This is a genomic window from Stenotrophomonas sp. 3(2025) (assembly GCF_052665395.1).
Genome location: NZ_JBQOIF010000016.1, coordinates 75232 through 101963, shown reverse-complemented (window position 1 = coordinate 101963; position 26732 = coordinate 75232). Strand labels below are relative to the sequence as shown.

The window sequence follows — 26732 nt, the reverse complement described above, 5'->3', positions numbered from 1 at the left end:
TGATACGGGACATAAAAGGACCTCCAAGTGCGATCAAAGTATCGCTTCTTGGCGTCCGCTCACGGGGAGCCAGATCACCTGACCCATTGGTTAAGGCAGGGGAGCAGCCATCCAACTTTGGATAGCGGCCGGTTCTCAGGCGTAGGTCGGGGCTGGTTTTGGCCGAATGAATCTTCCTCGTTTCTACTTCCTTGTGCGGGATGTCAGGCTGGTGATTGTCACTCTCCGGCGATATAGGACTTTGCGATCACTGACGTCGCCAGTGCCTGATCTACCTGGGGCGCTCGCACGACCTCGATGAGTCAGCATGAGTCAAGACCCACGCACCAACGATCCGCCAGCGCATGTCCTGATCGTCGTTCAGCAGAAACGCTGAATCTGGCCCTTCGCGCTCGACCGCAAACTCTTACCTGAGCTACATTGAACGTCGCACTGAGTGCAACTCATCAATTGATGGTGTCTCCAGCAGATAGGGTGGAGCCACACATTGCGGGAGAGTTACGTTGAGTCATACATCAACCGAAGAGCCGGTCGCCGTCCGCATCGCGCTAGCTGTGCTCGGCGTGGTGATCGCATTCGTGGGAGCCTGCATGCTCGCCGGTGGCACCTACCTGATCACGCTAGGTGGCTCTTGGTATTTTGCGCCCGCCGGCCTGGCCACGCTCGTCTCTGGCGTGCTGATCATTCGCCGCCGGCCGTTTGGCGCGATGCTGTACCTGGCCGTGCTGGTGGTGACCGCGGGATGGTCACTATGGGAAGTGGGTGTTTCGTTCTGGCCATTGTTCTCGCGGCTGCTGCTGCCGGCTATCCTCGCGTTTTTCGTGGCTTTACTGCTTCCCGCTTTCCGCTACATACGCCAACCGCCGCCCAGGACCGTGGGCTGGGTTCTCTCGCTTGCGTTGTTTGCCGGGTTGCTGGGCGCGCTTTACAGCGCTTACCAGCCGCGCCCCTCGGCCGTGGCCCAGGCGCCGACGCCGCCGATGGCCGGACGCGCGGTGGGCGCCATCGCCGGCAGCGATTGGCGCTACTACGGGCGCACCCCCTCCGGCACTCGCTTTGCACCACTGGATCAGATCACGCCACAGAACGTCGCCGGCCTGAAAGTGGCTTGGACCTACCGAACCGGGCAGGTGCCCAAGCCGCCGGAAGGCTTCGTGGTGACCCCGTTGCACGTCGATGGCGTGCTGTATGGCTGCACCCAGTCCAACGTGCTGTTCGCCGTGGATGCCGACACCGGTCAGGAGAAGTGGCGCTTTGATCCCAAGGCCACCGGCACCTACCGCCCACGCTGTCGTGGCGTGGGCTACTACGACGCCGCGCCTGATGGTGCGCCTGTCACGCCTGCCATGGCTGATGCCGCGCCGCTCGCGGCCTGCGCGCGCCGCATAATTTCCACCACCGTCGACGCGCGCATCGTTGCCGTCGACGCGGCAACAGGCACACCTTGCAAGGACTTCGGCGACCAAGGGTTTGTCAGTCTCAATCCGGGTCTGAGCGGTAATCAGACAGGCTTTTATTTCCCCACCGCGGCACCGACGATCGTCAAGGGCATGATTGTCGTCGGGGGCCTGGTCTGGGACAACGCGCAGGTGGGTGAGCCTTCTGGCGTCGTACGCGCCTTCAACGCGACCACGGGTGCTTTGGTGTGGGCGTGGGACCTGGGAAATCCCGGTATCACCGGCCTGCCGCCGGTAGGTGAAAGCTACACGCCAGGAACGCCCAATGTCTGGTCCACGCCTGCCTTCGACGAAGCGCTGGGGCTGGTCTACGTGCCTACGGGCAACGCAACGCCAGACTTCTGGGGTGGTCATCGCACCAAGGCCGACGACACTTATTCGTCGTCGGTGGTTGCGCTGGACATCGCCACCGGTCGCGAACGCTGGCATTTCCAGACGACGCATCACGATATCTGGGACTATGACGTGCCTTCGCAACCGGCGCTGTACGACGTGCCTGACGGCAAAGGTGGCACGCTCCCGGCGCTGATCCAGACCACCAAGCGCGGTCAGATTTTCATGCTGGACCGCCGAACCGGCACGCCGATCGCCGATGTGCAGGAACGCCCAGTGCCCCAAGGGGGCGTGTCGGATGACTGGACTGCCAAGACCCAGCCTTACTCGGTCGGCATGCCGGCCATCGGCACCGAGCCCCTGAGCGAGCAGCGCATGTGGGGCATCACTCCGCTGGATCAGTTGATCTGTCGAATCGAGTTTCGCAAGCTGCGCTATGACGGGGAGTTCACCCCGCCCAGCGAGAGGACGGGGCTGCATTTTCCGAGCTGGTTTGGCGGAATGAACTGGGGCTCGGTCTCCATCGCTGAAAACCTGGGCTATCTAGTCGTCAACGATGTGCGCCTTGGTGCTACCTCGCGCCTGATCCCGCGCGCCGAATACGACGCGAGCCGCTCGGGCGATGCCAGCGAGGGCAACAGCGCGCCGCAGAAGGGCACGCCGTGGGGCGTGGAGCAGGACCAGTTTGTCTCTCCGCTGGGAATTCCTTGCCAGGCACCTCCCTACGGCACGCTGACCGCCATTGACTTGGCCACGCGCAAGATCGCTTGGCAAATGCCGCTGGGCACCGTCGAGGACGTCGGTCCATTCAATATTCCTACGAACATGCAAATTCCGATCGGGATGCCCACGCGCGGCGGGCCGATCTCGACCTCGAGCGGCATCATCTTCATGGCCGGCACGCAGGACTTCTACCTTCGCGCCATTGACGTGCGGACTGGCCGGGAACTGTGGAAAGGCCGATTGCCTGTGGGCGCCGAGACCACGCCAATGACTTACGTGTCACCTCACACCGGCCGACAGTATGTGGTGATCACTGCCGGCGGCACAGATGCGAGCAAAAAGTACGGGGACTACGTTGTGGCCTACGCGCTACCCGAATAGGGTGCTGGCCCGTCGCGCAGCATTCACCGGCGCGACAGAACCCGGCCAGATCCGACCGGCCGCCGGCTGAGACCCTCAGCCGGCCCAAACTATTGGACGACCTGACGATGCATGGCCGTCCCACTACTGGTGCTATCATCAAGGCGGCCTGACTCAGCGAGCTCCTGCCCGGCGGTCAAAGCTAGAGAGAAATTTCATGCATACCAGCCGCGCCGACCTTGCAGATTTTGTCTACTTCCTGGCAATCGCGCGGCATCGCAGTTTCAGCCGGGCCGCCAAGGAGATTGGCGTCAGTGCATCAGCGCTGAGCCACGCCATCAAGGCACTAGAAGAGCGGTTGTCGATCCGACTCTTCAACCGGACCAATCGCAGCGTCACCCTGACCGCGGCCGGCAATCAGCTCCAGCTATCGCTCGCCGGTCCGTTCAGCGCAATCGATGATGCCCTGGAAATGCTCAATCAGCATCGCGATTCGCCCTCGGGCCGCATCCGGCTGAATGTGGTCAGGGATTCTGTCCCTTTACTGTTGGGCCCTACGCTGAAGGTATTCAACGACCGCTACCCGCAGATCGAAGTGGAAGTGGTGTCGAGTAACCGCATGGTCGATGTCATCGATGGCGGTTTCGATGCAGGTATCCGGTATGGCGGCACGGTGCCCGAAGACATGATCGCCCAGCGGCTTTCGCCGGACATGCGATGGATGGTGGCCGGCTCGCCTGCCTATCTCGCGCGACACGGCGTGCCGCTGCACCCTGACGATCTGCTGCAGCATCAGTGCGTGCGCTTCAGGCTTGGTAATGACCGTCTGTATGACTGGGAACTGGAGAAAGACGGCCAGGTGCTGGAGGTCGAGGTGCCAGGTTCGCTGATCATCGACGACAGCCGACTCAGCCTGGCGTTGCTTCTGGAGGGCGCGGGGTTGGTCTACCTGCCAGAGCCGCTGCTGACGCCGTTGACGGCCTCTGGTCAGGCACAGTTGGTGCTTCAGGACTGGGCGAGCCCAGGCCCAGGTTTCCACATGTACTACTCAAGCCGACGCCAGTTGCCCGCCGGACTACGCCTGCTGATTGACCTCATCCGCGAGCTGTCGCCCCTGGGTGCCTAGCGCAGAGGCGTGGCGTGGCACGACCCACAGCGCACAAGCCAGTGTGCCGAGCCCTGTCAGCGCAATGATGATGGCCAGGGGCCTTGGCGTGCCGTCGGAAAACAAGCCCGCAGCAGCAGAGCCCGCAATGCCTGAGCCGTATTGAAGCGCGCCGACCAGGGCAGAAGTTGTCCCTGATCGCCCAGGAAAGATGCCAAGTGCGCCAGCCACAGAGTTGGCGACGATCAGGCCGGTTGCGGAGACAAAGAAAAAGATCGGCACGGCCATGCCGGCCACGCCGCAGACGCTAGTCAAGACCAGAATGCACAAGGCCACGCCGGCTGCAGCGCACAGCCAGGCACCTATACGGAGCAGGCGATCGCTTCCCAGGCGGACGACCAAGCGTGCGTTGGCGAGGTTTGTCCCCATGATCCCGATGATGCCGGCACCAAAAAGCAGCCCGTAGTACTTCGCAGGCACGTGGAAGTACTCGATGTAGGCAAAGGGAGAGCCGGCGATATAAGCGAAAACGCCAGCGTAGAAAAATCCGCCCGCACCCGCATAGCCCAGCAATGCTCTATGGCGAAGTAGGCTGCCGTAGGTGGGAAATGCGGCCATCAAAGAGCTGGTCTCGCGCGCGCTTGGCGGCAGGGTCTCGGGAAGAAGCAGCAGAGACAGCAGGGTGCCGCCGCCGACTAACGTCAGCAACCAGAAGATGGCACGCCAGGAACCGGTGTGGGCCAGAATTTGCCCGCCAAGCAGGGGCCCGATCAGCGGCGCGATGGCCATCACCATCATCAGCGTGGACAACATCTGCGCTGCGCGGTTGCCGGTGAAAAGGTCGCGCACCATTGCTCGAGCCAGTACCACGCCGGCGCATGCACCGACGGCCTGCAGCGCACGCCAGGCGATCATCTCCACGCCGCTGCTTGCGATCGCGCAGCCGGCAGAGCCTGCAATGAAGATCAGCAGGCCTACTGCCAGGGGGCGTCGCCGACCATAGCGATCGCCAAGCGGGCCCCACAGCAGCTGGCCAAGGCTGAAACCCACCAGATAGCCAGAGATCGTCCACTCGATCATACTTGCGCTGGCGTGCACTGACCTACTGACCTGCGGTAGCGCCGGCAGATACAGATCGGTGGAAACAGAAGCAAAAGCCAGCAGGGTGCTGAGGATCAGTAGCACCCGCAGGCCGGGCGAGGCGCTTTCGGAGGTTGCCACGGCTTGGCCCATGATCGTGGTGGGGAGTTTGCTAGCGTGCGCGGGCGAGTCAGCGAATGGTGAAGCCGCCATCGACCGCCAGCGACTGGCCGATCACGAAGCTCGCCCCCGGGCTGCACAGCCAGACCACCGCGGAGGCGATTTCCTCGGATGTGCCGAGGCGGCCAATCGGCACTTCCTTCATCATCTCAGCCAACGCATCGGACTGGGTCTCCAACATGCCGGCGACCATCGGGGTGTGGATGATGCCCGGGCATACGGCATTGATGCGAATGCCCTGCTGCGCGCATTCAATGGCGGCGCTCTTGGTCAGGCCCAGCACGCCATGCTTGCCCGCGTGATACGCGGCGCGCCCTGGCATGCCGACCAGACCGCCCAGCGAGGAGCAGTTGACGATCGCGCCGCTGCCTTGCTTGCGCATCTGCTGCAGCTCGTACTTCATGCAGGTGAAAACACCACGCAGATTGACGGCATTGACCGTATCGAACAGCTCGGTGGTTGCATCGGCCACTTCGGACACCGGCGCCTGGATGCCTGCATTGTTGTAAGCGCAATCCAAGCGGCCGAACGTCGTGACGGTGAAGTCCACCAGCGCCTTGACCTGCGCCTCGTCGCTGACGTCGCAGCGGAATGCGGCCGCCTGATGGCCTGCGGCGCGTAGCGCATCCACTTCCTTTGCTACGCCTTGCTCATTCACATCGGCCAACACCACGGCTGCACCGGCAGCGGCGAATGCACGCGCGGTGGCCAAGCCCATGCCGGAGGCAGCGCCGGTCACCAAAGCGACCTGGCCGGAGAAGGAATCATTCATCGCGAGACCTCTATCGAAGTTGGACCACCATGTTGCGCGCGCGCCATGCCCAGAAAAAGGGCGCATGGGTAATCGCGGTGTTGAGCTCAGCTCAACATCAAAGCGACTGATCCGACCCTACAATGCAGTGGCCACCTTCAACGATCCTTGGCATGCCGAGATCGAGGCGCGCTTAACTTCCCCTCAATCGTGACTGTGGCTCACACAATCTGACTGCGGTCGCTGGCAAGCATTGCCCTCTTAACTAACTTCCAAGGAATCAACATGCACCTCATTCGCTCCGGTTCCACCCCTTCGGTCGGAGGGCCTTCTGACTGGTTCACCGGTCGCGTCCGAATCGATCCTATGTTCAACGCCCCTGAACCGGCACGCGTGGGCTGCGGCTTGGTGACCTTCGAACCCGGCGCGCGTAGCGCTTGGCACACCCATCCGCTAGGCCAGATTCTCGTGATTACCCAAGGCGTGGGCTGGACCCAGTGCGAAGGCGAATCGATCGTGGAGATCAAGGCTGGCGATGTGATCTGGTGCCCGCCAGGCCATCGTCACTGGCATGGCGCCACGCCGACCACCTCGGTGAGCCACATTGCCATCCAGGAATATCTGGATGGTCGCGCCGTGGACTGGTTGGACAAGGTCACCGATGAGGAATATCTCGTCGGACCATGCTGAACTTCCCGCACTCGTTGAATCATCCCGCAAAGGAGCCTACATGCGCGTCGTCCTCCTAGCCATCGTTTTGTTCAGCAGCGTTTCGTTCCTGGCCGCTGCTCAAACCGCGCCACAGATCTCGAATGCGGACACGCCCTCCCAGCGCATCAATCGTGGCGGATCCAACGCGTCAATCGCCGCACCCGCCCAGTACTTCACCGGACAGGTGCGCATCGATCCGTTGTTCGATGCGAACGATCACATCAATGCGTCGGGTGGCCTGGTGACCTTTGAGCCCGGATCGCGCTCGGCTTGGCACACTCATCCCAAGGGCCAGTACCTGCTCGTGACAGCTGGCGTCGGCCTGACCCAGGAGTGGGGTAAGCCGATCCAGGAAATGCATCCGGGCGATGTGGTGTGGTGCCCCCCGGGGGTCAAGCACTGGCACGGCGCCACCGCGACGACTGCGGTGACCCACTTGGCCGTCAGCGGCACTTTGGAGGGCAATAACGTGCAGTGGCTGGAAAAGGTGAGCGATGCGCAATACGCCGATCGCTAACCGCGCCGCGCGCGGCGTACTGATCGTTGCCATCGCGATGGCAACGGCAGCGCTGGGCGCCGAGAGCGGCCAGGCGGGGACGCCGGCCGATCAGACTCTTTCGGAGAAACCATTCATGAACATGCAACAGGCACTGAGTGCCAAGCAGCTGGCCATCGGCCCCATCGCGGCTTTCGCCGCGACCGGCGACATGGCTGGATTGAAAACCGCGCTGAGCCAGGGCCTGGACGCCGGCCTGACCGTCGGCGATGCCAAGGAAGTGCTGGTCCAGCTTTATGCCTATGCCGGCTTCCCACGCAGCCTCAACGCGCTGGGCGAACTGATGAAGCTGGTCCAGGATCGCAAAGCCGGCGGCATCGACGATGCGCCTGGTGTGGCGCCAAGCCCGGTACCTAAAGGCGATGAGCTCATGAAAGTCGGCACCGCCAACCAGACCAAGCTCGCTGGCGCTCCCGTTCAGGGGCCGCTGTTCGATTTTGCTCCGGTGGCCAACGATTTCCTGCGCGCACACCTGTTCGGCGACATCTTCGCACGTGACAACCTGGACTGGCAGAGCCGCGAACTGGCCACTGTGGCGATGCTGGCTGCGATGCAAGGCGTGGAATCCCAGCTCGACTCGCACATCGGCATCAGTCTAAACACCGGCCTGACCGAGGCCCAGCTGCGCCAGTTCATCGCATTGTTGGGCGAGCGCGTCGACACGGAAGCCGGTCAGCGTGCCAATGCTGCACTGAACAAGCAGCTAGCTGCCCGCGCCAAGCACTGACATCCCTCCCACGCGATTCCGCCGGATCACGACCACGTTGCCGCAGGTGGGCAACTGATCGCGATGAGCGGCAGGCCGTGCCGGCTACATTCAAGAAGAGGTTCCCCATGCTCGCCACCATGCTTCACGGACCGCACGATATCCTCTTTGAACCCGTCGACGATCCCAAGCTCCTCAAACCGACCGACGCCATCATCCGCGTTAGCGCCGCCTGTGTATGTGGCTCGGATCTGTGGCCGTATCGCGGCGTGCAGAAGATCACTAGCCCCATGCCGATGGGGCACGAGTACTGCGGCGTGGTCGAGGAAGTCGGTGCCGACGTGCGCGGTATCCGCAAGGGCCAGTTCGTGGTTGGCTCGTTCTTTGCTTCGGACAATGTTTGCCCAGTGTGCGCGCACGGCTACCAGTCCTCGTGCCAGCAGGCAGAATTCGTCGGTGGCGCGCAGGCGCCATATCTGCGCGTACCGCTGGCCGATGGCACGCTGGTCGCCACGAAGGCGCTGCCGGATGAAGCCCTGGTTCCCGGGTTGCTCGCGACTTCCGATGTACTGGGCACCGGCTGGTTCGCCGCCAAGGCCGCGAATGTAGTGCCGGGCGCAACCGTGGCCGTCGTCGGCGATGGCGCGGTAGATCTGCTGGCCATCCTGTCGGCCAAGCAGCTCGGTGCCGAGCAGATCATCGCCATGAGCCGGCATCCGCAGCGTCAGGCGCTGGCCAAGGAGTTCGGCGCAACCGATATCGTCGAAGAACGCGGCGATGAAGGGGTGGCCCGGATCATGGAGATGACCCGCGGCTTGGGTGTGGACTCAGTGCTGGAGTGCGTCGGCACACAGGAGTCGATGCTTCAGGCGATCCACTGCAGTCGTCAGGGCGGCTACGTCGGCTATGTCGGTGTGCCTCACGGCGTCTCCCTGGACGGGCAGAAGCTGTTCAACGAACACGTGCACCTGCATGGCGGCGCTGCACCGGTGCGCCAGTACCTGCCCGAATTGATGGACTTGGTACTGAACGGGGCGATCGACCCGAGCAAGGTGTTCGACCTCACCCTGCCATTGGCGCGAGTGGCTGAGGGCTACAGGGCCATGGATGAACGCCGGGCCATCAAGGCCCTTCTGCTGCCCTGAAAGAAGCAGCTCGACTGCGCAAATGACTTCCAAATTCGGAGCCTGACATGTCCCAACGAGATCCAGAAGACACAAGTTCTGCAGTGACCGCTCGCCGTAAAGTCATCATGGCGGGCGCAGGACTCGCGGCATTGCCGATTGTGGCAGTATCCAGCAGCGCTTTTGCGAAGAAGGCGGAGGCGGAATCGGCGGTGGCCGCGGTCGACTCGGGGCCGTACCCAACACGTGCCTACGGCGCGCGTAGCTCTGGCGGCACAATGGCGCCCGTGGCGATCGAACGTCGCGCGCTTCGCCCCAACGACGTCCTGCTGGATGTGATGTACTGTGGCGTCTGCCACTCCGACATTCATGCAATCAACAGCGACTGGGGCAAGACCAACTATCCGTGTGTGCCGGGCCATGAAGCGGTCGGCAAGGTCATCGCGATAGGCTCGGCCGTGACCAAGTTCAGGGTTGGTGATATCGGCGGCGTAGGCTGCATGGTCGATTCCTGCGGAACCTGCGAGCAATGTCTCCAGGATCGCGAGCAGAGCTGCGTCAACGCGACTACGTTCACCTACGACGCTCCTGACAAGGTTTCCGGTGGTTATACCTACGGCGGCTACTCAGACAAGATGGTGGTGGCCGAGCACTTCGTGATCAGGATCCCGCCTGGCATGGACCTGGCCGCCGCCGCACCTTTGCTCTGCGCAGGCGTGACGACGTTCTCTCCGATACGCCACTGGCAGGTCAAGCCTGGTCAGCGCGTGGGCGTGGTGGGGCTGGGTGGACTGGGCCATATGGCGGTCAAGCTGGCCGTTGCCCAGCACGCTAGGGTGACCGTCTTCACTACCTCGCCCGGCAAGCTGGCAGATGCCAACCGCCTGGGTGCGGAGGACGCCGTCCTGTGGACCGAGGCTGCCGCGATGACTAAGCTCACCAACCAATTCGACCTGATCATTTCCACCGTGCCAGAGGCTTACGACATGCAGCCCTTTATTCAGGCACTCAAGGTCGACGCGACGATGGTCAACGTCGGCGCTTTGGGCACGCTGGAGGGCGGCATCAGCGGCATGGGCCTTGCCTTCGGTCGTAAAAGCCTGGCCGGGTCGATGATCGGCGGCATTGCTGAGACCCAGGAGGTGATCGACTACTGCAACGCGCGCAACATCAAGGCCGATGTCGAGGTGATCCGACCAGACCAGATCAACCTCGCGTTCGACAGGGTGACAAAGAAGGATGTGCGCTATCGCTTCGTGATCGATATGGCTGCGTCCAAAATCTGAGCGATACCTGATCAGTTCGCTCCCGCTTCTTCAAGTGAGTAAAAGAAGCGGGGCGAGCACGGGGCAGCTGGCAAACTGCATTGCTTAACGCTTTGTAGGCTCAGACAAGCTTAGGTTAGCCTTTGCACCCAAGCGCACAGGGACGGTGTCGATGAGACGCTTGGAAAGGATCATCGACTGTGTCGTGCGCGCATACTTTTGGAAGTGTTCAGAGGCGATGTGCCGCTCGTAGGCAGTCTGATCGGTGTATATCTCCAAGAAGTGAAACCGGTTTGGTGCACCCTGCTCGGCAACCGCATAGATGGACAGCACGCCCGGCTCAGATCGAATGGACGCTTCGATCTCCTCCGAGACTGCGGCAATGTACGCGGGCAAAGAAGTTGGTTCGATTTCCAATTCTGCGATGCGCACCAGCGGAATTGTACGTTCCTCTGCATGGACCGTTTGAACGCCGACCAACGTTAGAAAAGCTGCTATCAGCAGTAGGGATTTTTTCGTCGGATACATTTCTTGTCTCGTCATCGTGACATTTTATCCTGGGGAATCTCGGTGACAAGTAGAGTCACATGGTGTAGCCAGATTTTTTGTATAGGCGCTCGGGCTGGGTTGTGATCTCGTCGTGATAGAGATCCTCCCAGTCATCCGGAGGGATTTCATCGAAGGCGAGACAGACCGCATCCTGCTCATAGCCCAGGATTGATACTGCGCTGAGGACGATCTCCTGGACCATACGGGACTTGAGCTCGTCGGAATGAGGCATGGGCAGCTCACTTCATTGGGTTACATCTACGCCAGCCAAAGCGTGATCAGGCTGGACACTCGGCTTCATGGAGAGCGTAAGGACTGAGGTCGGCCTTAAATATTTTGTTGCAGGACAACAATTGAACTCGCTCACTGGTTGGATGAGCTAGATTCACCAACAACGAGAAATGACAGCCAGGTGGAAAAAGTGATCCGTCTGCCGGATGTCCGAAATTGGCTACTAATAGCGTGCTAGTGGGGCAGGGCGATCAGGGATGTCTATCGGGGGTAGGGAAGGGAAGCGCCCGACCCGAAGCGGACCATCCGAGCCCCTCGCGTCACTTCTGTAGGCCCGCAGCTGGATTTGGGTGAGAGTGGCTCTCATCGACCGATCTCTTCTCGAGAACCCTTACCGTTACCATCTGACCAAGCAGAGGGCACTACACCTCGCTAATGCACTGCGGCGCGTTGTTTCTAATCCTTGCAAGGATTTCCGTTACGTGCCTGGGATACACCCCACTGAAGTACTCAAAGATAAGTGGATTGGCTGCATAGAAGTGACTGCAGAACTCAACCCAGCTTTCTGTTCTCAACGGGCCATTGATCTTGAACACCTTGCTTGACCTAGCCTTGATGTGTGCAGGGTTCTTCATCGTCATATTGAAGTCGGAATCCCGTCGCTGAAAATACTCCTCTTCCGTAAACAGCTGAATCGCTCCGTCGAAGTGTCTGAAGCAATTGGCGGATAGGTCGAACTCGGCGTGCATGTAACGGGCAGGGTAGTAATGCTGTCCCCCGGCCTCCAGCCGGACGTCCTCGGTCTTCATTTCAAGAGCTTGGAATGACTTGATACCGTCCGATTCACTCCACTTGATGTCCAGACAGTACGCGTGGGCAAAGAAGAAAGAGAGATGCGCAGGTACGAGATCCAAGGGTGGGCGCAGCTTGACGATCCCAGGCTTGATGTTTCGTATGTCTTGGTCGAAAGGAGCGCCGTACCAAGTGTCGGACTCAAAATAGCCCGTTCCGTCGACATTGATTCGAACTCGATCCTCGTCGAGCGCGATATATTTTTCGATACCAGGGCCGTCGAACTGCCAGAACAACTCTATGAACCTTGGAGCCCAGTTGTTGATCGGATGCATCCCTCGGCGAAAGTAGGGATGGGCCATCAAGATAAAATCGGGCCCGGCAAAGCATCCTTCGTAATGGGGGCTGGGAGGCAACCTCCTAGCGATCTCTTTGAATGACTGTAGCCCATCACGCTCAGTTCTTATCGGTCCCAGCAACGCTCTCGCGATTCCAGGGGCCTTGGCAACGATGCCAGTGGTCTGGATGTACTCGAATGAACCCGCGTCTAGGATTAGGCCTTTGGATGCAGCTAGCTTTGAGAAGTTAGTAATGAGGTCAGATGCCTCCGCCAGCCGCTCGCGGGAGTGCTTCTCCATCTCTGCGAAATAGCGGGCAATCATCTCGTCGTATTCTTGGTCGGCCATGACTGTATTCCGAGCTGATGGTGCAATTTACAAGTGTACAGGTCAGGTAAAACATGAACCGCGAGGAGGAAGACATCTTCGATTTGAGCAGCGTGCGGAGCAGCGGGGTGCTCACTTCGGGTTTTGATTGCACGGTGCTCTCGGCGATACGTCATGAAACCCCTTAGATGCCGCCAAAGCTGTAGTCACTCGAAGGGAATATACGCTCTTCGCTGTTAGCGGAAGTCGATTGGCCGTGGGATTAGGAAGATTTATCAGGGGTAAGATTGAGTGGTTCCCAGCCCCGTGCTGACAACCGTACCATTTTCGCATAACCGCATAACCGCATAACCGCATAACCGCGGAATCGGCGCTCGGGAAACCGGGAAGTTCATAGCGATCGTGCACTAGCTCTTTGAGCAGGACGTTCACGGTGTCCGGGATGGTGTGCTTGGTCTGAGCTGCAGCGGTGGCCACGGTGTCTAGCCCAAACGACCCGGCTTTGTCCAAGGGACATATTCCAATGAACTGCCGAAGTTGCGGCATTTGCCGGCGCTTGCTGCCGGAGGCGCCGTAGCGTTCGAGTTAGTCAGTGGCTCTACGCGTCTGCGCTCGCAGGCGTGTAGAGCTGATGACCCGGTAACGCACACGCGCCGGCATACACAAAGGCCACGCTTTGCCGCGCCCGCGTCAAGGCCACGTAATATTTCGGTGGCGCGGTGATACGAGATGCATCGGCCGTGCGCATGTACAGCGTCAATGGCCCGTTAGGGAAAATCAGTACACGCCCATAGGTCCGGCCCTTGCACTGGCCGAAGTTCACGGCCGGCAATCCGTCACAAGCTTGCCGACGGTCGTACCGAAGCACGGTGGGAGCAAATTCCTGCATGTACGCAGTCACATGCTCGGGAGCGACGAGGTAGATGCCATCGTGCCCAGTGATCTCGCCATTGCCTGACTCGGTCCGTGGCATCTGCGGATAGAGCGCGTCGGCCAAGTCGCAGAGCGTCTGGACACAGCGCAAGCTGATGAGGCGGTGACCGAGCTGGCATAAACCATCCGCTTCCCAAATCCGGAACAACGCTGCCATGCTCGGCCCACGATATTGACTGTGCCGCGGCGCGTAGTTGGTCGCGTACGTGGCTTGGCGCGTATCGCCTACCAACGTGATGGCGATGTCGCTCTTCAACAGCCGCTCGACCAGATCCAAGTCATAGCCGGCCAGATCCTGGACCTCGTCGATGTAGAGCTCGTCGTACATGGCCGCCAGGCGTGCCATGACCTGACCGTGGGTCAGCTCATCGCAGCGCACTGCAAAGTCGGCCGCCCGGTCGGAATACATCCGGTTGCCTGCCAGATAGTGGCGCGCCACTTGGGTGCGTGGAGCGCGGTTATCAGTGCGACCTTCCACGAACAGGATCGTCTCGATCCGAGGCTCGGGGCAAAGCGCACCCTGGTACGGGCGGATGCACTCGCGTAGCAGAAAGCCATACCAGCTGTGCAAGGTAACGTGCGCGGGGACCGAGCCGGCGTGAACCTCAAACGAGCGCCGAATCTCCTCAAGGTTTTCCAGAGTGTAGGTGACAATCGCAATGCGGCGCCCAGGCCGCTCCAAGGCCTGCCTGACCAGCAACGTGGTCTTGCCCGAGCCGGCCGCTGAGAGCAGTACCAGGTTAGGTGATGGCACGCTGGACATAGTCTGGGAACCTGAGCGACTGCGGGCTGTTGAAGATTGCTAGGGCTGTATCGGTCTTGTGGCCTTTCATGTACTTGAGCAGAGCCACCTCATCGGCAAATGTCTTGCCCAGCACAGTATTGAGCTCGGCCAGCGAATTGGCTTTAATCAGCTGCTCTTCCAGCGATGGGGCGTGCTCGTCGGAATCGTAGTAGATCGCGTTGATGTGCTCGGCATAGCGCTCCTGCACAACGGCGACGTCGCCATCGTTGTCGGTGATCACCTTGGCCTGAATCTTTAGCCGATCTGCAATCTGCAAGAAGCGCTTGAATGCCAACGACTTGACCGAAATGATGTCTACGCCGTGAGCCATCGGCGCCACGCCGTGGTGGTCGCTATAGGCACGCTGCACGATCAGCTCGTCGGAAGGGCCCTCCACCAGGATTGCTTGCTTGGCCAGGATCAGCCGCAGCGTATCGTGGCCAGGCAGCTTCATGAAATAGTCGTGCGTATCGCTCGGTAGCTGGTCCAGCTTCATCTGGCCCTGCGCGCTGAACAGGATCACGTTGTCCACGCCCAGCTTGTTCAATACGAAGCTGCTGTGGGTAGCGATGATCACCTGTTGGGCGGTGGAGAGGGCCGCAATCTTGTCGATCAGTTGGGTCATGCTGGAGAAGGACAGATGGTTCTCCGGCTCCTCGATCAGCAGCACGTGGGCAGCGCCCGCCGCATGCATTGCCAGCTTCATCTTCACCGCGCTTTGTTCGCCCTTGCCAGCTTGGGTGAAAGGAAGCTCATCCAAGTACGGTGACAAGCTGGTTTCCCACGTTGAGCGCGGCGATGTGTCCACACCCACCGTCAGCGCTCGCTGGCTGATGTCCCCAGTGTGCTCGGTGAGGTAGGCATTGATCGCCGCCACATCCGCTTCTTCGGAAAAACTCTGCCGCATGCGGCGGAAGCTCAACGACAGCGAAACGCGTTGCGCAGGCGTCAGTGCCTGTTCGATGATGCCTGCGATATAGCGATCGGCACCCGACAAGGTCTTGATGCCGTGCGTGTCGATGATGGTCGAGTCGAACGGAATACTGCGGGCGGTGACGCCATTGTTGGCGAAGGAATACCAGCGCACCGTGTAGTACTCCACCGGCAGGCTGACCGCACCTTGGTGCTGCTGCAGGTAGGCGTTGAACTCCTCGAGGTAGTCGTCGTTGAGCTCAACCAGCAGCCGGATGCCGGCCGTATCTAGGCGCAACGAGTTGTTGGTGCCGCGCAACGACGCCAGCGCGGCGTCTGCGCCTAGATACGCTTCGATGGAGATCCGCGGCGGCGACGCCGGCGTGCCTGCTGCAAGCGCCACCAAGTACTCTTGCACCGTCGGCTGGTGGAACAGGTAGGGTGTGAGCTCATAGGCGAGATTGCGCCCATGGAGCTGGCCGGTGACCACCGCGTGGATGGCCTCCAGCAGGGTGGACTTGCCAACCTCGTTATCGCCCACCACTAGGTTCATGTGGGCGTTGAGGGGCAGGTCCAGATGGTGAAACGACTTGAAGTTGTCGATAACGATACGTTCGATCGGCATGCACAGTCCTTTGATGGCCAACGAGCCCGGTGGCGAAGCCTGCCCGCACCCTGACTGGCCTCCTTTCCGATCTGAGTCATACTACAGAAGCGCCAGGCTCACCAGTTCGCTGCCCGTTACATCGGCCCACTCGGTGTCTAGGGAGTAATACGAGGTAACCATGGTCGGATGGTGCCACAGCTTTCCCTAGCGTGCCGCACCGCCATCTCAGCAGTTGCGACGGCGCCAATCGAGTAGGTGTGAGACCAGCGTGCTGGCGGACTGACAGTGGTCCTTCGCCTGCGTGATCGACCGATGGTCGGTCGGGACCATCACTGTGGGTAGAGCGACTCCCTGGAGACCACCCTCAAGGCGTTGAAGGCCCGACTCACCATGCTTGGCCCGGAAGCAGTCGGCCGGCTCCGGGCCAAGGAGCAGGGGAGGGGGCTTGCCGAGACCAACCGAACGAGGGCCGCGAGCGACCTCGCGACGGCGCAGGCCCGCCTGGCGACGCGGTTCGGGCCAAACGTGCGGGAGTGCCAGGCCCGGGACAAGCCCCCCGGATTGGCCAGACTTCGCGCCCGCGCGCAGCGATAATGTGCCGGCCATCTACACAAACACCCCGCTCTCGAGCACGCGCGCAAGTTCCTGGAACATGCCACCAACCAAGAGAATCGCGGCATGCCCCACCGCCAATATACGGAGTCCGAGTTGAGCGTCATCAATATTCCTCGCGATGAACAAGAGGCCCTGCGAGAGGTCAATGTGCAGGCGTTGGATCGGGAGATTTCAGCTTCGCTGGACGCCCGGCGACTAGGATCGCCATTGCGCGACTTACGGCTGGACAGTTGCGGGCCATTTATCGCTGCCAGGCTTCGCGAGTTCGATGCGGCGCTACAGGCCTACGCGGGAGCCAAGGCGACGAAGAAGCTAGCTGACACCGGTGAGCGCGCCCGCCGTGCCGGCAGCAACTTGGGCAACGCGGTTCGGCAGATGCAGCAGCGGATTGAGACGCAGGAACAGGAAGGTCAGCGCTTCTTCGTCGACGACCAGATCATTCCACCGAGCAATTTCACGAGGACGCTGTCGGTGCGGGTGGACTACCGCTGGCGCCCGTCGGGCGAGGCCGAGTGGGCGCACGGTACTATCACGTTCACTCACTCGCATGATCCAAGCCCTGACTACTCAGTGCCCGCCCCAAAGCGAAAACCGAGCGCCAGTCAGCGTGCGCAGGATTTGCAGGACGAGCTTTGGCGCGAGTGGGAGCAACTAATGAACAACGGGCTCCATTCGCTTGCCGAGTACTTTCGGCAGGGCGGCGACGGCGCAGCGATCCCGAAAACTTTCCAGGCGCGCGCCGACGCCTTCCATCGTCGGCTCAACAACTTCAGCTGCCGGTTTTGGCTCGAGCCAGCAGGTAGGACGTAGCAGGCTACGGAGCGATGGATTCTGGAGGCGCCATGGTTCGCACCAAGGCAAGGTCGGCGCGTACCGGGCGCCGCTGAGATGGCCATCGGCATGTGGCACCGCGGTCGCCAAAGCGCCGGTGACGAGCGATCCTTGCTTTTCCGAGAAGATGTCCGAATCTTCGGGAACCTCGCCAGCGACAGGGACAGCACCGAAAATGACGGTGGCGGATGCGGAGCGTGCAAAGTTGTTGCCGAAGTGAGAGCCGCCCAAGTGGCCCTCCCAGCAGACCATTCCGACTCGGGCCTTGCGCGCCCACAACGGGTGCACCCAAGATACCTATGCCGCCGCCAAGTCCGCCATCCATGAACAGGGACCTGCGCTGGCGCTTTAGCTCAATTTAGTAGTCGGGCGACCTTCGTCTTGAGCGCGGCGATGCGTCGCGAAACCGACGCGTGGCCGCGCAGACCCGACTCGCGCGCGATGGTGGAGGCACTCTTGCCGAGCCGCAGGGCTATCACAAGGCGACGCTCTTTCTGATCGAGCATTGCGATCACATCGCGGAACAGAACCTGCTCGTACGGCTCGTTGGGCTCCAGCGCATAAGCCGGTGCATCGTCGATGGTCTCGACTAGGTCGACTTTCAATTTCGCCCGTTTGGAATAGAAGCTGCGCTCGAAATCCTCTTTGATCCAGGAGTTCGCGCCCGAGAAGTCCTCGTGCGTCCGGTGGCGGTGCAGCAGCTCGACCACCGGATCGAGCGACTCGAGGACACCGTCGCCGTCGATCGCGCTCTGAAGCACCTCCTCGCGCTCTTTGGCATCAAACTCGTCCCAGACGTCGCCGCCCATCAGAGGCCGCTGAACATCGAACAGGTGTCTCTCTTCCTCAGGCAGGCCGGCCAAGATACCGGCGCGTAACTCTGCGAGCGGCTTCCACGTCTCGTCTTCGTGCGTCGTGGGAGCGAAGAATTCATCGCGCCTAGCCAGTGCCAGGCGATATAGGCGGTGTGCCCAGTATGGCGTGTCGCCGGCGAGCAGTCGCAGTGGCGAGCGCGCGTTGAAGGCGCCTTGACCCAAACGCGCTCGCGGAGACAAGCGCGTCCAGATGTAGTGCGCAAATGCAGCTCGTGCCCGCGCACCGTAGTCCGCAGGCAAGTCGTTGTGCATGTACATCAGGCCCATCATAGAGCGTCGGCGTTCGAGACCGGCCTTGGCCAGGATGTCGTCGGGCAACAGGCCGGCCAGCATGACGTCGAGCTCGGAGCTCCCGCCGTAGGTCGGCACTAGGATCATGTTCGGGTTGCGCCGCTCCTCGAGGTAAGGAACGAACGGCTTCAACCCTTCGATGGCTTCTCCCGACCGCACAAATCCGGCCCTTTGCGTGGCATTCCAATTGTGCAGGTGGGCTGTCCATTCTAGGCGACCTGTTGCTGGCTCGGACAGGAACGCGAGCTCAAGTGGACCGTGCTCCCATCGATCTATCTGGGTAATTTCGGCCTGGTGAAAGAACGCATTGGAAATTGAACGCATGGAGATCCTCGGAATAGGGGGTGTACTCCTATCCGGCACAAGTATGAGCAATTGTGACTTCGAGTTGGCAGCATCGCGTTGATCAGTCTTCGAGCAGGCGGGCAGCCGGGTTGGCTGTTGCTCCGCCTGCTTGAAAATACCCCACGACACTCGACACCGACCTATGCTCGGTCAACTGCATGATCGCCGGCAGCGACATGCCTTGGCGACTGGCCTCGGTCACGAACCCGGACCTGAGACTATGCCCGCCAAAATCCCCCTCCAGCCCGGCTAGGCGCGCCCGCCGCTGCACGATCTCACCCACGGCGGCCGGGGACAGGGCGGGGCCGACCCGCTGTTTCCACAGTCGCCGGAAGATAGCCCCTTCGGTGAGGCCTGAGGCATCCAACCAGTCCTGGAGGGCAAGCGCGGCCCGATCGAGCACCGGCTTATCCGGTGTCGAGGTGGCCGTAACCCCGGCCTGTTGGGTCTTGCTGTGCTCCAGCCGGTAGATATAGCCCGCCTCGCCAATCCGGCGCAGGTCGCGAAGGTCGGCAGCGGCGATTTCGCTGCGCCGGCGGCCACCACTAGCGAACCCGAAGCAGAGTAGGGCGCGATCCCGAAGTCCTTCCAGGCTGTCGTCGCAAGTGGCCAACATGGCCTCCAGCTCGGCCAGGGTGATCGCAGTCTTCTTGCGTGGGCGCTCGCCGCGCTTAACCGCGGCCCGCGCCGCGCGGCTGAGCACGGTGCGAATTGCAGGCTGCTCGCAGGGATTGGCCACGTGCTTGAGCCGGTGCGCAGTGGAAAGCACGGCAACGCGATGGCGCACGGTGGCCAAGGTCCACGGGCCAACCTTGGCTTTGAGGCTAGCGGCCACCAAGGCCTGGTCGACGGCTGGTGGAAGTTCCCAGGCCAATTCGCCGTCGGTCGAGCGGCGCTGTACGTGATCGACCACGAACTGGAGCACGATGGCTTCGGGTACCGGCAAGGCCAACTCGATGCCGTAGCGCGCCGCGTGCCAGCCGGCCCAGTAGCGCAGGGCGCTGGTGTAGCTGCGGGTCGTGTTCTCGGCTGCGGCTTCGGCCAGCAGCTCGCGGACCGCATCGGCAGCCTGTTGGGCCAGCTGTTCAGGCAGTGCTAGATAGGTGGCCGTCGCGGCAAGTGCGGGAATTGTAGAAATATCTTTCATACTATGTAATGTACGCTACGTTCAACCGATCCTACCCGCGATAATCATCACTTATCGCCAGTACGTTACCAGCAGAGTGGGGCGCCAGTACAGGAGACTTTGCATGGCCCGCGGCATCACCGAATCTGACGTCCACACCGCCGCCGACGAACTGGTGGCCAAGGGCGAGCGCCCAACCGTTGAGCGAATCCGTGCTCACCTAGGGACCGGCTCTCCGAACACAGTCACTCGCTGGCTGGAGACTTGGTGGAATCGACTCGGCCCGCGCCTGCAGCCACGACGTCCGGACTTTGAAGACGCCCCGGCGGTGTTGGCGGAACTAGCCGGGCAATGGTGGGAGCTGGCGCTGACGCACGCTAGGGAGGCGGCCCTTCGAGAGTTCGCAGAGACTGAGCGGTCACTGGCTACCCAGCGTGAAGCGCTGGATGCCAGGTCACGGCTCGTGGCTGACGAACTGAGTCAAATGCGCTCAGAGCGCGCCTTGGCTATCGCCGGCGAACGCATAGCTAGTACGCAAGCGGCCGAACTGGAGCGGCTGGTCGATCAGCTACACCTGCAGATCTCAGAGCTAACGGAGCAGCGGGATCTTGGGCTTCGGAGAGCCGATCGAGCTGAGGCAGCAAGACAACATCTTGATGCCCGGCTTCATGAAACGCTCGAAACGGCAAAATCTGAGCGAGAGAACTGGACCGAGTACGTCAGATCTGTCGAGAATCGAACGCTCGGCGACGTGGATCGATCTCGGCAGGAGGCGAAAGATCTCCAGGCTCAACTCAACAATCAGGCCAAAGCCCAGAGGGCAATCGAGGATCAGCTACGCCAGGAGCTGCATGCAGCCCAATCTGCAGCCATCTCGGCCGGTCAAGCTGCCGATATTCTCCGGGGCAGGTGTGAGGGACTTGAGAAGCAACTCAGCAGTCTACGAGAACTTCCGGCGCAACTGGAGGCAGCCTTCAAGCGGAACACACCGAAGCAAGCCACCCCAAGGTTGCGCCCACGTCGCCAGAGCCCGAAGTCGACATGAGCGTAACCGCCGAAGGGTCCCCATACAGATGCATCGATCTTCTGCAACTGTCCCACGCATGCTGGCTGCATCGATTGTCGCCCGCACGCGCGCCACCACCTGATCGTGATGAATCGCCGGTCGCGCATCGGCAATGGCGCGCTCAATTTTTGCTCGGAGCCACTGGTTGTAGCTCTCGGCCACAGCTGACTCAGATTCGGAACTGCTGAAATTGAACCTGACCATGGAGGAACCGTACGCCAACTGTCTTAGGAACAGGGTCGAAGCCAGCTACAGCCGACACTTCCTTATTTAGGATGGTGTCCCTGAATGCCTCAAAATTCCCAATGAAATCAAGAAGGGGCACGATCCTAAGCAAAAGGACAAGAATCAAGAAAACTGACAAGAACCGACGAAAGCGGCCCAGCGGCGGATCCTGCGCCGGGCAAGTAGCATTTCGCATAATGTATATTATGTTCTGACCAGCCCATGACTGTTCAACACGCCACCGGCCCCACCGCGTGATCTCCCGTCTACAAACGCCCGATCCAGACACATCAGACCACGGCCTCACTGATGCGAGGCCGTGGCACTCCTCTTCCCACCGCAGTGCCGAGCGGGATCAGTCGCCCAGCACGATCCCGACACCGAATCGCAGAATGGGACGATCGCCGCGCGCAGCAGAGACCCCCGCGTTGATGTTGACCCGGCCATTGTCGCTCCAGCGAGAGATGCCGACACCCAGCGCCGTTTCTCCGCGGTAGCTGGCCATGCCGGCGTTGAGCACCGTCTTGCCCGGCAGATAAGGCGTAACCTGGATCAAGGCTGCGGCACCGGCAATGCCGCGATTGGCCTGGCGGCTGACATGGTCCACGCGGTCATTCAGTCCTTCCCAGACGTCCTGGACCCGTGAATCGGCGTAAGCCTTTGCGTCATTCAACCCTTGGTTCAGCTGGGAAACGTTGACGGCGTCGGTGTCGCGCACGCCGCGGGCCACGTGCGTGATCTGCCGCTCGCCACCCTCGTGCCCAACGGCGACCGTGTTGTCCCGGTCGGCCAGCGAACCAGCGCCAAGCGCAACGGCGTTCGCAGCGGAAGCGTTGGCACCAGACCCCGCAGCGACCGAACCGGCACCTGCGGCGGTAGCCGGGGTTCCTGCGCCTGCCAGCGGAGATGCCCCGTCTGCTGCGCCATCGGCCGCGTTGGCGTCATAGTAAGGCGCGTCCTTGCCACCGCTTCCAGCGCCGTTCTCCACCTGGCTCACACGCTCATCCAGATGCCCGATCTGGCCATTGAGCTCATCCCGCAGTGCGGCGATCTGGCCGCCGTTGACCGCTTCACGGCTCCCCTGGCCGATGCGCCCGTCGGCAACATTCCCCAGTACCGTACCTGCCGCGCCGCCAAACGTAATCCGGCCGCGCTGACTGTCGACATCGTAGACAACGGCATCCAGGCTCTGTCCACCATCGCCAATCAGGCCCGCGGCCTTGAGCTGCCGCAGGTTGACCGCATCGGTGTCCTCACTGGCATCGGCCACATGGGTGATCTGGCGCTCGGCACCTGCAGCGCCCACGGCCACCGAATTGGCACGATCGGCCACTGAGTTGGCACCCAGCGCCACCGCGTTGTCTGCCGAGGCGTGCGCCCCCTGCCCCAGGGCGACCGAGCCGTCGCCTGCCGCGCGGGCGTTCGCGCCAGCGGCAACTGCGCCCTGCCCTGACACCGACGCGTCGTCACTACCGTCGCCCTCGCCGTCCGCCTTGAAATAGCGGGTATCGCCACTGCGCACGCCCTCGATGGCTGCGCTCAGCTGCGAGACGTTCACTGCGTCGGCGTCCTCGATCCCGTTGGCCACGCCTTTGAGCTGGCGTGCGCCGGAAAGACCGGAGAAATCAACGCTGCCGCCACCACTGCCAGCGGCAACCGTAACCACGTCGCTGGGCGAAGCCTGGCGGACCAGGCCGGCGGCGCCGCCGGAAAGGTTGTTCAGCACATTGTTGATCTCGGTGATGTCCCCCTCGTTGATGGCAACACGGCCGTCCAGCGCGGTCAGCGAGCCATCCACAGCATTCAGCGCATCGCCAACGTTGTTGTAGTCGTTGCCCTGCAACACATAACGCGGGCCGGTAACAATGCCCTGCATGGCACTCATGGTGGCACCACCGCCCAATGCCGCCACGACGGGGCGCAGCTGCTGCACATTGACCGCATCTGCGTTTTCGGTGCCGTTGGCAACGTTGATCAGCTGACGGCTGCCGTTGCCGAACTGGTAGCCAGCACCCAACGAAACGACGTTGTCGCGGGTGGCGACCGACCCTGCACCCAGTGCAACAGAGTTCTCCCCTGTCGCCTGCGCGCCGGCACCCACCGCCACGGTCTCGATCCCAGCGGCCACTGCGCCGGCGCCGATCGCGGTGGCATCTGCAACGCTCGCCCGGGCCGCACGGCCAAACGCCACCGCCCCCAAGCCAACTGCCTGAGCGTCATCACTGCCGTCATTGCGGCCCACAACCTTCACGTAGCGGGTTGCGCCGCTCAGACCTTCCTGCAGCGCCACGATGCTGGTGGTATTGCTGGATACCTGCGCATTGGTGGCGTGCAGCTGCCGCCCGTTCACGGCCTGCAGGCTGTCCGCCGCGACCACGCCATCGGCGAGCCCATCCAGCGAGCGGGCGCCAGCGGCGCCACGGATGTCCAGGCGACCACCGCCGGTGCCGGCGCCAACGGTGATGTCGGCATTGGCGTTCGATTGCTGGACCAGGCCGACCGTGCCCGCATCGATGGCGTTCACAAGGGTCGTCATGCGCGCGTCGACGTTGACGACGCTCCCGTTGAGGGTATCCAGGGCCGAGCCGACATTGTCCACCGTTTCCTGGCGTCCGCTGGCCACGTCATTGACGGTATAGCTGGGCGCAGAGAGAGACCCGTCCGACGCCACGATCGTTCCACCGCCCAGTGCAGCTGCAACACTGCTGGTGGCGGAGTGCAGCTGGCCCAGGTTGACCGCGTCAGTGGATTGGGTGGCGTTGGCCACGTTCACCAGCTGTCGCTCAGCACCAGCGGTGCCCAGCGACACCGTATCGCCACGGTCGGCGATGGAGCCGGCGCCAATGGCCACGGCATTCGTGCCGGTCGCCTGCGCCTGATAGCCGAGGGCGCTCGAGGATGCGCCGCTTACACGGCTGCCGGCACCGATGGCCATCCCGTTGTTGACGTTCGCCGTTACCGAGCTGCTTGAGCCGATCGCCACCGCATTGGCGCTGTTGCTGCCGATGGCCGCGTAGTAGCCGACGGCCGTCGACCCACTGCCAGCAACATTGGTCGACGCGCCGATGGCGGTGGCGGACCCCGATGTTCCGCGGGCGCCGGTGCCGATGGCCACCGTATTGCCGCCTGACGAGGCAGAACTCAGGCCGATGGCGGTTGAGTTGTTCCCACTGGCGTTGGCGGCCACGCCAACCGCAAGCGCGCCGTTGTTGGTGGCGCGAGCGGTCGCGCCGAACGCGTTGGCGCCATTGCCGGTCGCATATGCGCCCTGGCCCACGGCAAGCGAGTTCGGCCCGGTGTTGGTTGCAGCGGCCGTGCCGGTGTTGCCGAAGACGGCGATGAAGCGGCTGCCATTTGGAATGTTGGCAATCGCCTGCTCGTTGTCGGTAATTCGTGCGTCCAGCCCATTCAATGCGCTGCCGACGTTGCCGTAGGTTGTGCCCCCCAGGACATAGCTGGGCGCGATCAGCACCCCATCCGGGTCTACGGCGGCGCCACCGCCAAAGGCATCAGCAATGCTCTGCACACTGGAGCGCAGTTGCGCACCGTTGACCGGGTCGGCATCGGCGAACAGCGCTCCCGTGTTGGGCGACGCGTCAACGTCACAGGTCACCACCTCGTTGTCGACAGCTGGGCAGGCAACGTCTGGACCGGCATCCGCTGCTGCCGCCGACGTCACCAGCAAGGCGGAAAGCAGGCAGGACAACACGGTTCGGCGCGCCGTGCGCTTGCCACGGCCATGAGCCAGTTCCGAGGCCACAACCCATTTGCCCAAGGCGGTGTTCCAGACAATGCGATAGATGGTATTCATGCTCGTTCTCCGTCAAGTAAAGGACTTGGTGAAGGCCGTTGGTGGCCTACCCGCCGGTCCAGGGGACGTTCGGCGACGGATTCAGAGTAGGTAGCGAGGGTCATCAACCCCATCGGACACGGCCTATTAGCAGTGCCGTCGGGATTTGAATTAAGCCTTTTAAATCAATTGCTTGTGGAATATTCATGGACGCTTTTAGGCGGCGTCCCATACGCCCCGGGGCGGGCTGTCTCGCACGCTCGGCAGCGCGTCGATCTCAGGCAGCAGGCGGCTCTACCGTCCCGGTTGCGGCTTGCGAACCTTCGCCCCTCGAATCCAGCTGGGGCCGGAGAACCTGGATGCGCCAATGCGGAAATGCGACGGACAACCGCCGGCGAAGCTGCACGCTCTCATCTTCATCCGGGGAGTCCTGCTGAGGAAGTTCGGACGCCTCTGCCTCGGGCGTGGGCAACAGCGCGACAGTAATGGTCTGTTGAAGGCCATCGACAGCCACGTCGGCCTGCCTGTCACCAAGCCACTGGTGTACGTCTGCAATGGTGGCAGCGTCGGCCTGCCACCGTAACCGGGCCGATTGCTGCGTCAGCGCATTCACTTCCAGACGGAGCGCATCCAGATCGGCGCGGTCGCGCCGGCCGCTGTCACTGGCCTCCAGGGTTTGTCGTATGCGAACAGTTGCCGGCTTGCCAAGGCGTGCGGAAATACGGGCATCCAGCTCCTGCTGCGCATTGGGAATGTAGCGAGGGACCATCGCCACCAGTTCCACCCGGTAGCTCCGGTCATTGCGCTGCACGTTGATCAGCTCGATTGAACCCTGGTGCACGTCCAGATAGCGTTGAACGATTGAACGGGCCTGGTTTGCGGCCCATGTCTGCGTACTGATGTTGCGCAGGGCGACGCCCAGCGGAACAGCGAGCAGGAGGAAGGTGGCGACGATCACCGTGGCTTGCCAGGCGGTATGTTGTGGCGAGTTGTTCAGGCCAAACCCGTACCACTTGGCGATCAGCGTAACGCTGAAGGCAATGGCGAGCAGGTTCGTCATGAACAGAAAGAACGCACCACCTGCAACCTGGAAATTGCCGGTTGCCAACCCGAACGCAACGACGGCCAGCGGTGGCATCAAGGCGGTCGCGATCGCCACACCTACGATGGCCTCCCCCTTCCGGGTGATCACGGCATACCCGCCGGCCAGGCCGGAGAGAATCGCCACAAGCAGGTCAAACAGCGTTGGCTGCGTACGCGCCAGGATCTCACTGGTCGCCTCCTGCAGCGGCGACGCCCACACGATGCACATTGCAGTCCCCAGCGCCAACGCGACGCCAGCGGCAAGGGCCATCAATGCCCGCCGCATCATGTGGAAATCCACCACGCAGAGCGAGAACCCAAGCTGCACGATCGGGCCCATCAATGGCGAGATCAGCATCGCGCCAATGACCACGGCTGCCGAAGACTGCAGCAGCCCGAGGATGGCGATGCCGCACGACATGACTGCCATGAACGCATAGCGGGCGGTGAGGCCGCCTGCGTCCACCACGTTGTCCACGACTGCCGAGTGATCCACGCGCTGCAGCGGCCGCTCCCGCAGGAGGCGCAAACGGAAAACGGCATGATCAATGATATGACTGACAAGGCTGCCGATACGGTTCATTGCTTGAGTCCCGACGACAGCTGTGACGGGTCCAGGCCATGAATTCGCTCGAACAGCTCAAGGACGCGCTTTGCCTCG

The 26732-nt window shown here is 61.9% G+C and carries 21 protein-coding genes and 1 pseudogene; 9 read left to right on the top strand and 13 right to left on the bottom strand.

The window, feature by feature from the left end:
- Nucleotides 1-503 precede the first annotated feature (503 nt).
- Both ACUXVE_RS13520 and ACUXVE_RS13515 read left to right on the top strand, forming a co-directional pair.
- Nucleotides 504-2894: a membrane-bound PQQ-dependent dehydrogenase, glucose/quinate/shikimate family gene (locus tag ACUXVE_RS13520; protein WP_445514571.1), complete on the top strand. Its 2391-nt coding sequence runs from the start codon at nt 504-506 to the stop codon at nt 2892-2894.
- 196 nt (nt 2895-3090) lie between these two features.
- A complete protein-coding gene (locus tag ACUXVE_RS13515; RefSeq protein ID WP_445514570.1) occupies nt 3091-3999 on the top strand; it encodes a LysR family transcriptional regulator in 909 nt (302 codons plus the stop codon).
- Here the strand turns inward: ACUXVE_RS13515 and ACUXVE_RS13510 are convergent.
- Both ACUXVE_RS13510 and ACUXVE_RS13505 read right to left on the bottom strand, forming a co-directional pair.
- Nucleotides 3949-5199, bottom strand: a complete 1251-nt coding sequence (locus tag ACUXVE_RS13510; RefSeq protein WP_445514569.1) for a multidrug effflux MFS transporter — start codon at nt 5197-5199, stop codon at nt 3949-3951. The two genes, ACUXVE_RS13515 and ACUXVE_RS13510, sit on opposite strands and share 51 nt — an antisense overlap.
- A 49-nt stretch (nt 5200-5248) precedes the next feature.
- The gene (locus tag ACUXVE_RS13505) at nt 5249-6010 is read right to left on the bottom strand and encodes an SDR family oxidoreductase (RefSeq protein ID WP_445514568.1); all 762 of its coding nucleotides are present in this window, start codon (nt 6008-6010) and stop codon (nt 5249-5251) included.
- Nucleotides 6011-6274: 264 nt separating this feature from the next.
- Here ACUXVE_RS13505 and ACUXVE_RS13500 point away from each other — a divergent pair, with 264 nt between their 5' ends.
- From ACUXVE_RS13500 to ACUXVE_RS13480, 5 genes are all read left to right on the top strand, one after another.
- The gene (locus ACUXVE_RS13500; RefSeq protein ID WP_445514567.1) at nt 6275-6679 is read left to right on the top strand and encodes a (R)-mandelonitrile lyase; all 405 of its coding nucleotides are present in this window, start codon (nt 6275-6277) and stop codon (nt 6677-6679) included.
- Nucleotides 6680-6719: 40 nt separating this feature from the next.
- Entirely contained in the window at nt 6720-7217 is a 498-nt protein-coding gene (locus ACUXVE_RS13495) for a (R)-mandelonitrile lyase (RefSeq protein ID WP_445514566.1), read from the top strand.
- Nucleotides 7195-7983: a carboxymuconolactone decarboxylase family protein gene (locus ACUXVE_RS13490; RefSeq protein ID WP_445514565.1), complete on the top strand. Its 789-nt coding sequence runs from the start codon at nt 7195-7197 to the stop codon at nt 7981-7983. The genes ACUXVE_RS13495 and ACUXVE_RS13490 overlap by 23 nt, the downstream gene beginning before the upstream one ends.
- A gap of 107 nt (nt 7984-8090) precedes the next feature.
- Complete coding sequence (locus tag ACUXVE_RS13485; protein WP_445514564.1) at nt 8091-9107, top strand: zinc-dependent alcohol dehydrogenase family protein; 1017 nt, start codon at nt 8091-8093, stop codon at nt 9105-9107.
- 257 nt (nt 9108-9364) lie between these two features.
- Nucleotides 9365-10372: an NAD(P)-dependent alcohol dehydrogenase gene (locus ACUXVE_RS13480; protein WP_445514572.1), complete on the top strand. Its 1008-nt coding sequence runs from the start codon at nt 9365-9367 to the stop codon at nt 10370-10372.
- 84 nt (nt 10373-10456) lie between these two features.
- Here the strand turns inward: ACUXVE_RS13480 and ACUXVE_RS13475 are convergent, their stop codons facing one another.
- From ACUXVE_RS13475 to ACUXVE_RS13450, 6 genes and pseudogenes are all read right to left on the bottom strand, one after another.
- Nucleotides 10457-10894: a putative quinol monooxygenase gene (locus ACUXVE_RS13475; protein ID WP_445514563.1), complete on the bottom strand. Its 438-nt coding sequence runs from the start codon at nt 10892-10894 to the stop codon at nt 10457-10459.
- Between the two features lie 40 nt (nt 10895-10934).
- Nucleotides 10935-11132 (bottom strand): hypothetical protein, encoded by a 198-nt coding sequence (locus ACUXVE_RS13470; RefSeq protein WP_445514562.1) that lies wholly within the window; start codon nt 11130-11132, stop codon nt 10935-10937.
- A gap of 421 nt (nt 11133-11553) precedes the next feature.
- On the bottom strand, nt 11554-12609 hold the full coding sequence (locus tag ACUXVE_RS13465; RefSeq protein ID WP_445514561.1) for a hypothetical protein: 1056 nt from the start codon (nt 12607-12609) through the stop codon (nt 11554-11556).
- A gap of 333 nt (nt 12610-12942) precedes the next feature.
- A pseudogene (locus tag ACUXVE_RS13460) lies at nt 12943-13173 on the bottom strand (hypothetical protein); the annotation flags it as partial.
- A gap of 13 nt (nt 13174-13186) precedes the next feature.
- The gene (locus tag ACUXVE_RS13455; protein WP_445514560.1) at nt 13187-14284 is read right to left on the bottom strand and encodes a UvrD-helicase domain-containing protein; all 1098 of its coding nucleotides are present in this window, start codon (nt 14282-14284) and stop codon (nt 13187-13189) included.
- Nucleotides 14262-15842 carry an ATP-dependent nuclease gene (locus ACUXVE_RS13450; protein WP_445514559.1) on the bottom strand — a complete coding sequence of 527 codons (1581 nt, stop codon included), beginning with the start codon at nt 15840-15842 and terminating at the stop codon, nt 14262-14264. Before ACUXVE_RS13450 ends, ACUXVE_RS13455 begins: the two co-directional genes overlap by 23 nt.
- Before the next feature lie 690 nt (nt 15843-16532).
- Here ACUXVE_RS13450 and ACUXVE_RS13445 point away from each other — a divergent pair.
- Nucleotides 16533-17249, top strand: coding sequence for a hypothetical protein (locus ACUXVE_RS13445; protein WP_445514558.1), 717 nt, complete (start codon nt 16533-16535; stop codon nt 17247-17249).
- Between the two features lie 374 nt (nt 17250-17623).
- Here ACUXVE_RS13445 and ACUXVE_RS13440 read toward each other — a convergent pair whose 3' ends face one another.
- Entirely contained in the window at nt 17624-18760 is a 1137-nt protein-coding gene (locus tag ACUXVE_RS13440; RefSeq protein WP_445514557.1) for a hypothetical protein, read from the bottom strand.
- Between the two features lie 82 nt (nt 18761-18842).
- Complete coding sequence (locus tag ACUXVE_RS13435; RefSeq protein ID WP_445514556.1) at nt 18843-19928, bottom strand: site-specific integrase; 1086 nt, start codon at nt 19926-19928, stop codon at nt 18843-18845.
- Between the two features lie 103 nt (nt 19929-20031).
- On the opposite strand from ACUXVE_RS13435, the gene ACUXVE_RS13430 reads away from it, so the two are divergent.
- Nucleotides 20032-20952: a DNA-binding protein gene (locus tag ACUXVE_RS13430; protein WP_445514555.1), complete on the top strand. Its 921-nt coding sequence runs from the start codon at nt 20032-20034 to the stop codon at nt 20950-20952.
- Here the strand turns inward: ACUXVE_RS13430 and ACUXVE_RS13425 are convergent.
- From ACUXVE_RS13425 to ACUXVE_RS13415, 3 genes are all read right to left on the bottom strand, one after another.
- Complete coding sequence (locus ACUXVE_RS13425; RefSeq protein WP_445514554.1) at nt 20848-21177, bottom strand: antitoxin PaaA2 family protein; 330 nt, start codon at nt 21175-21177, stop codon at nt 20848-20850. The two genes, ACUXVE_RS13430 and ACUXVE_RS13425, sit on opposite strands and share 105 nt — an antisense overlap.
- 376 nt (nt 21178-21553) lie before the next feature.
- Complete coding sequence (locus ACUXVE_RS13420) at nt 21554-25009, bottom strand: ESPR-type extended signal peptide-containing protein (RefSeq protein ID WP_445514553.1); 3456 nt, start codon at nt 25007-25009, stop codon at nt 21554-21556.
- A gap of 256 nt (nt 25010-25265) precedes the next feature.
- On the bottom strand, nt 25266-26654 hold the full coding sequence (locus tag ACUXVE_RS13415; RefSeq protein WP_445514552.1) for a DUF389 domain-containing protein: 1389 nt from the start codon (nt 26652-26654) through the stop codon (nt 25266-25268).
- Nucleotides 26655-26732 lie beyond the last annotated feature (78 nt).

Bases quoted from the DNA above. Each gene is read 5' to 3' on its own strand.
- ACUXVE_RS13515 (WP_445514570.1), top strand. From the start codon at position 3,091: ATGCATACCAGCCGCGCCGACCTTGCAGATTTTGTCTACTTCCTGGCA.
- ACUXVE_RS13505 (WP_445514568.1), bottom strand. From the start codon at position 6,010: ATGAATGATTCCTTCTCCGGCCAGGTCGCTTTGGTGACCGGCGCTGCC.
- ACUXVE_RS13500 (WP_445514567.1), top strand. From the start codon at position 6,275: ATGCACCTCATTCGCTCCGGTTCCACCCCTTCGGTCGGAGGGCCTTCT.
- ACUXVE_RS13495 (WP_445514566.1), top strand. From the start codon at position 6,720: ATGCGCGTCGTCCTCCTAGCCATCGTTTTGTTCAGCAGCGTTTCGTTC.
- ACUXVE_RS13490 (WP_445514565.1), top strand. From the start codon at position 7,195: ATGCGCAATACGCCGATCGCTAACCGCGCCGCGCGCGGCGTACTGATC.
- ACUXVE_RS13485 (WP_445514564.1), top strand. From the start codon at position 8,091: ATGCTCGCCACCATGCTTCACGGACCGCACGATATCCTCTTTGAACCC.
- ACUXVE_RS13480 (WP_445514572.1), top strand. From the start codon at position 9,365: ATGGCGCCCGTGGCGATCGAACGTCGCGCGCTTCGCCCCAACGACGTC.
- ACUXVE_RS13475 (WP_445514563.1), bottom strand. From the start codon at position 10,894: ATGACGAGACAAGAAATGTATCCGACGAAAAAATCCCTACTGCTGATA.
- ACUXVE_RS13470 (WP_445514562.1), bottom strand. From the start codon at position 11,132: ATGCCTCATTCCGACGAGCTCAAGTCCCGTATGGTCCAGGAGATCGTC.
- ACUXVE_RS13465 (WP_445514561.1), bottom strand. From the start codon at position 12,609: ATGGCCGACCAAGAATACGACGAGATGATTGCCCGCTATTTCGCAGAG.
- ACUXVE_RS13455 (WP_445514560.1), bottom strand. From the start codon at position 14,284: ATGTCCAGCGTGCCATCACCTAACCTGGTACTGCTCTCAGCGGCCGGC.
- ACUXVE_RS13450 (WP_445514559.1), bottom strand. From the start codon at position 15,842: ATGCCGATCGAACGTATCGTTATCGACAACTTCAAGTCGTTTCACCAT.
- ACUXVE_RS13440 (WP_445514557.1), bottom strand. From the start codon at position 18,760: ATGCGTTCAATTTCCAATGCGTTCTTTCACCAGGCCGAAATTACCCAG.
- ACUXVE_RS13435 (WP_445514556.1), bottom strand. From the start codon at position 19,928: ATGAAAGATATTTCTACAATTCCCGCACTTGCCGCGACGGCCACCTAT.
- ACUXVE_RS13430 (WP_445514555.1), top strand. From the start codon at position 20,032: ATGGCCCGCGGCATCACCGAATCTGACGTCCACACCGCCGCCGACGAA.
- ACUXVE_RS13425 (WP_445514554.1), bottom strand. From the start codon at position 21,177: ATGGTCAGGTTCAATTTCAGCAGTTCCGAATCTGAGTCAGCTGTGGCC.
- ACUXVE_RS13420 (WP_445514553.1), bottom strand. From the start codon at position 25,009: ATGAATACCATCTATCGCATTGTCTGGAACACCGCCTTGGGCAAATGG.
- ACUXVE_RS13415 (WP_445514552.1), bottom strand. From the start codon at position 26,654: ATGAACCGTATCGGCAGCCTTGTCAGTCATATCATTGATCATGCCGTT.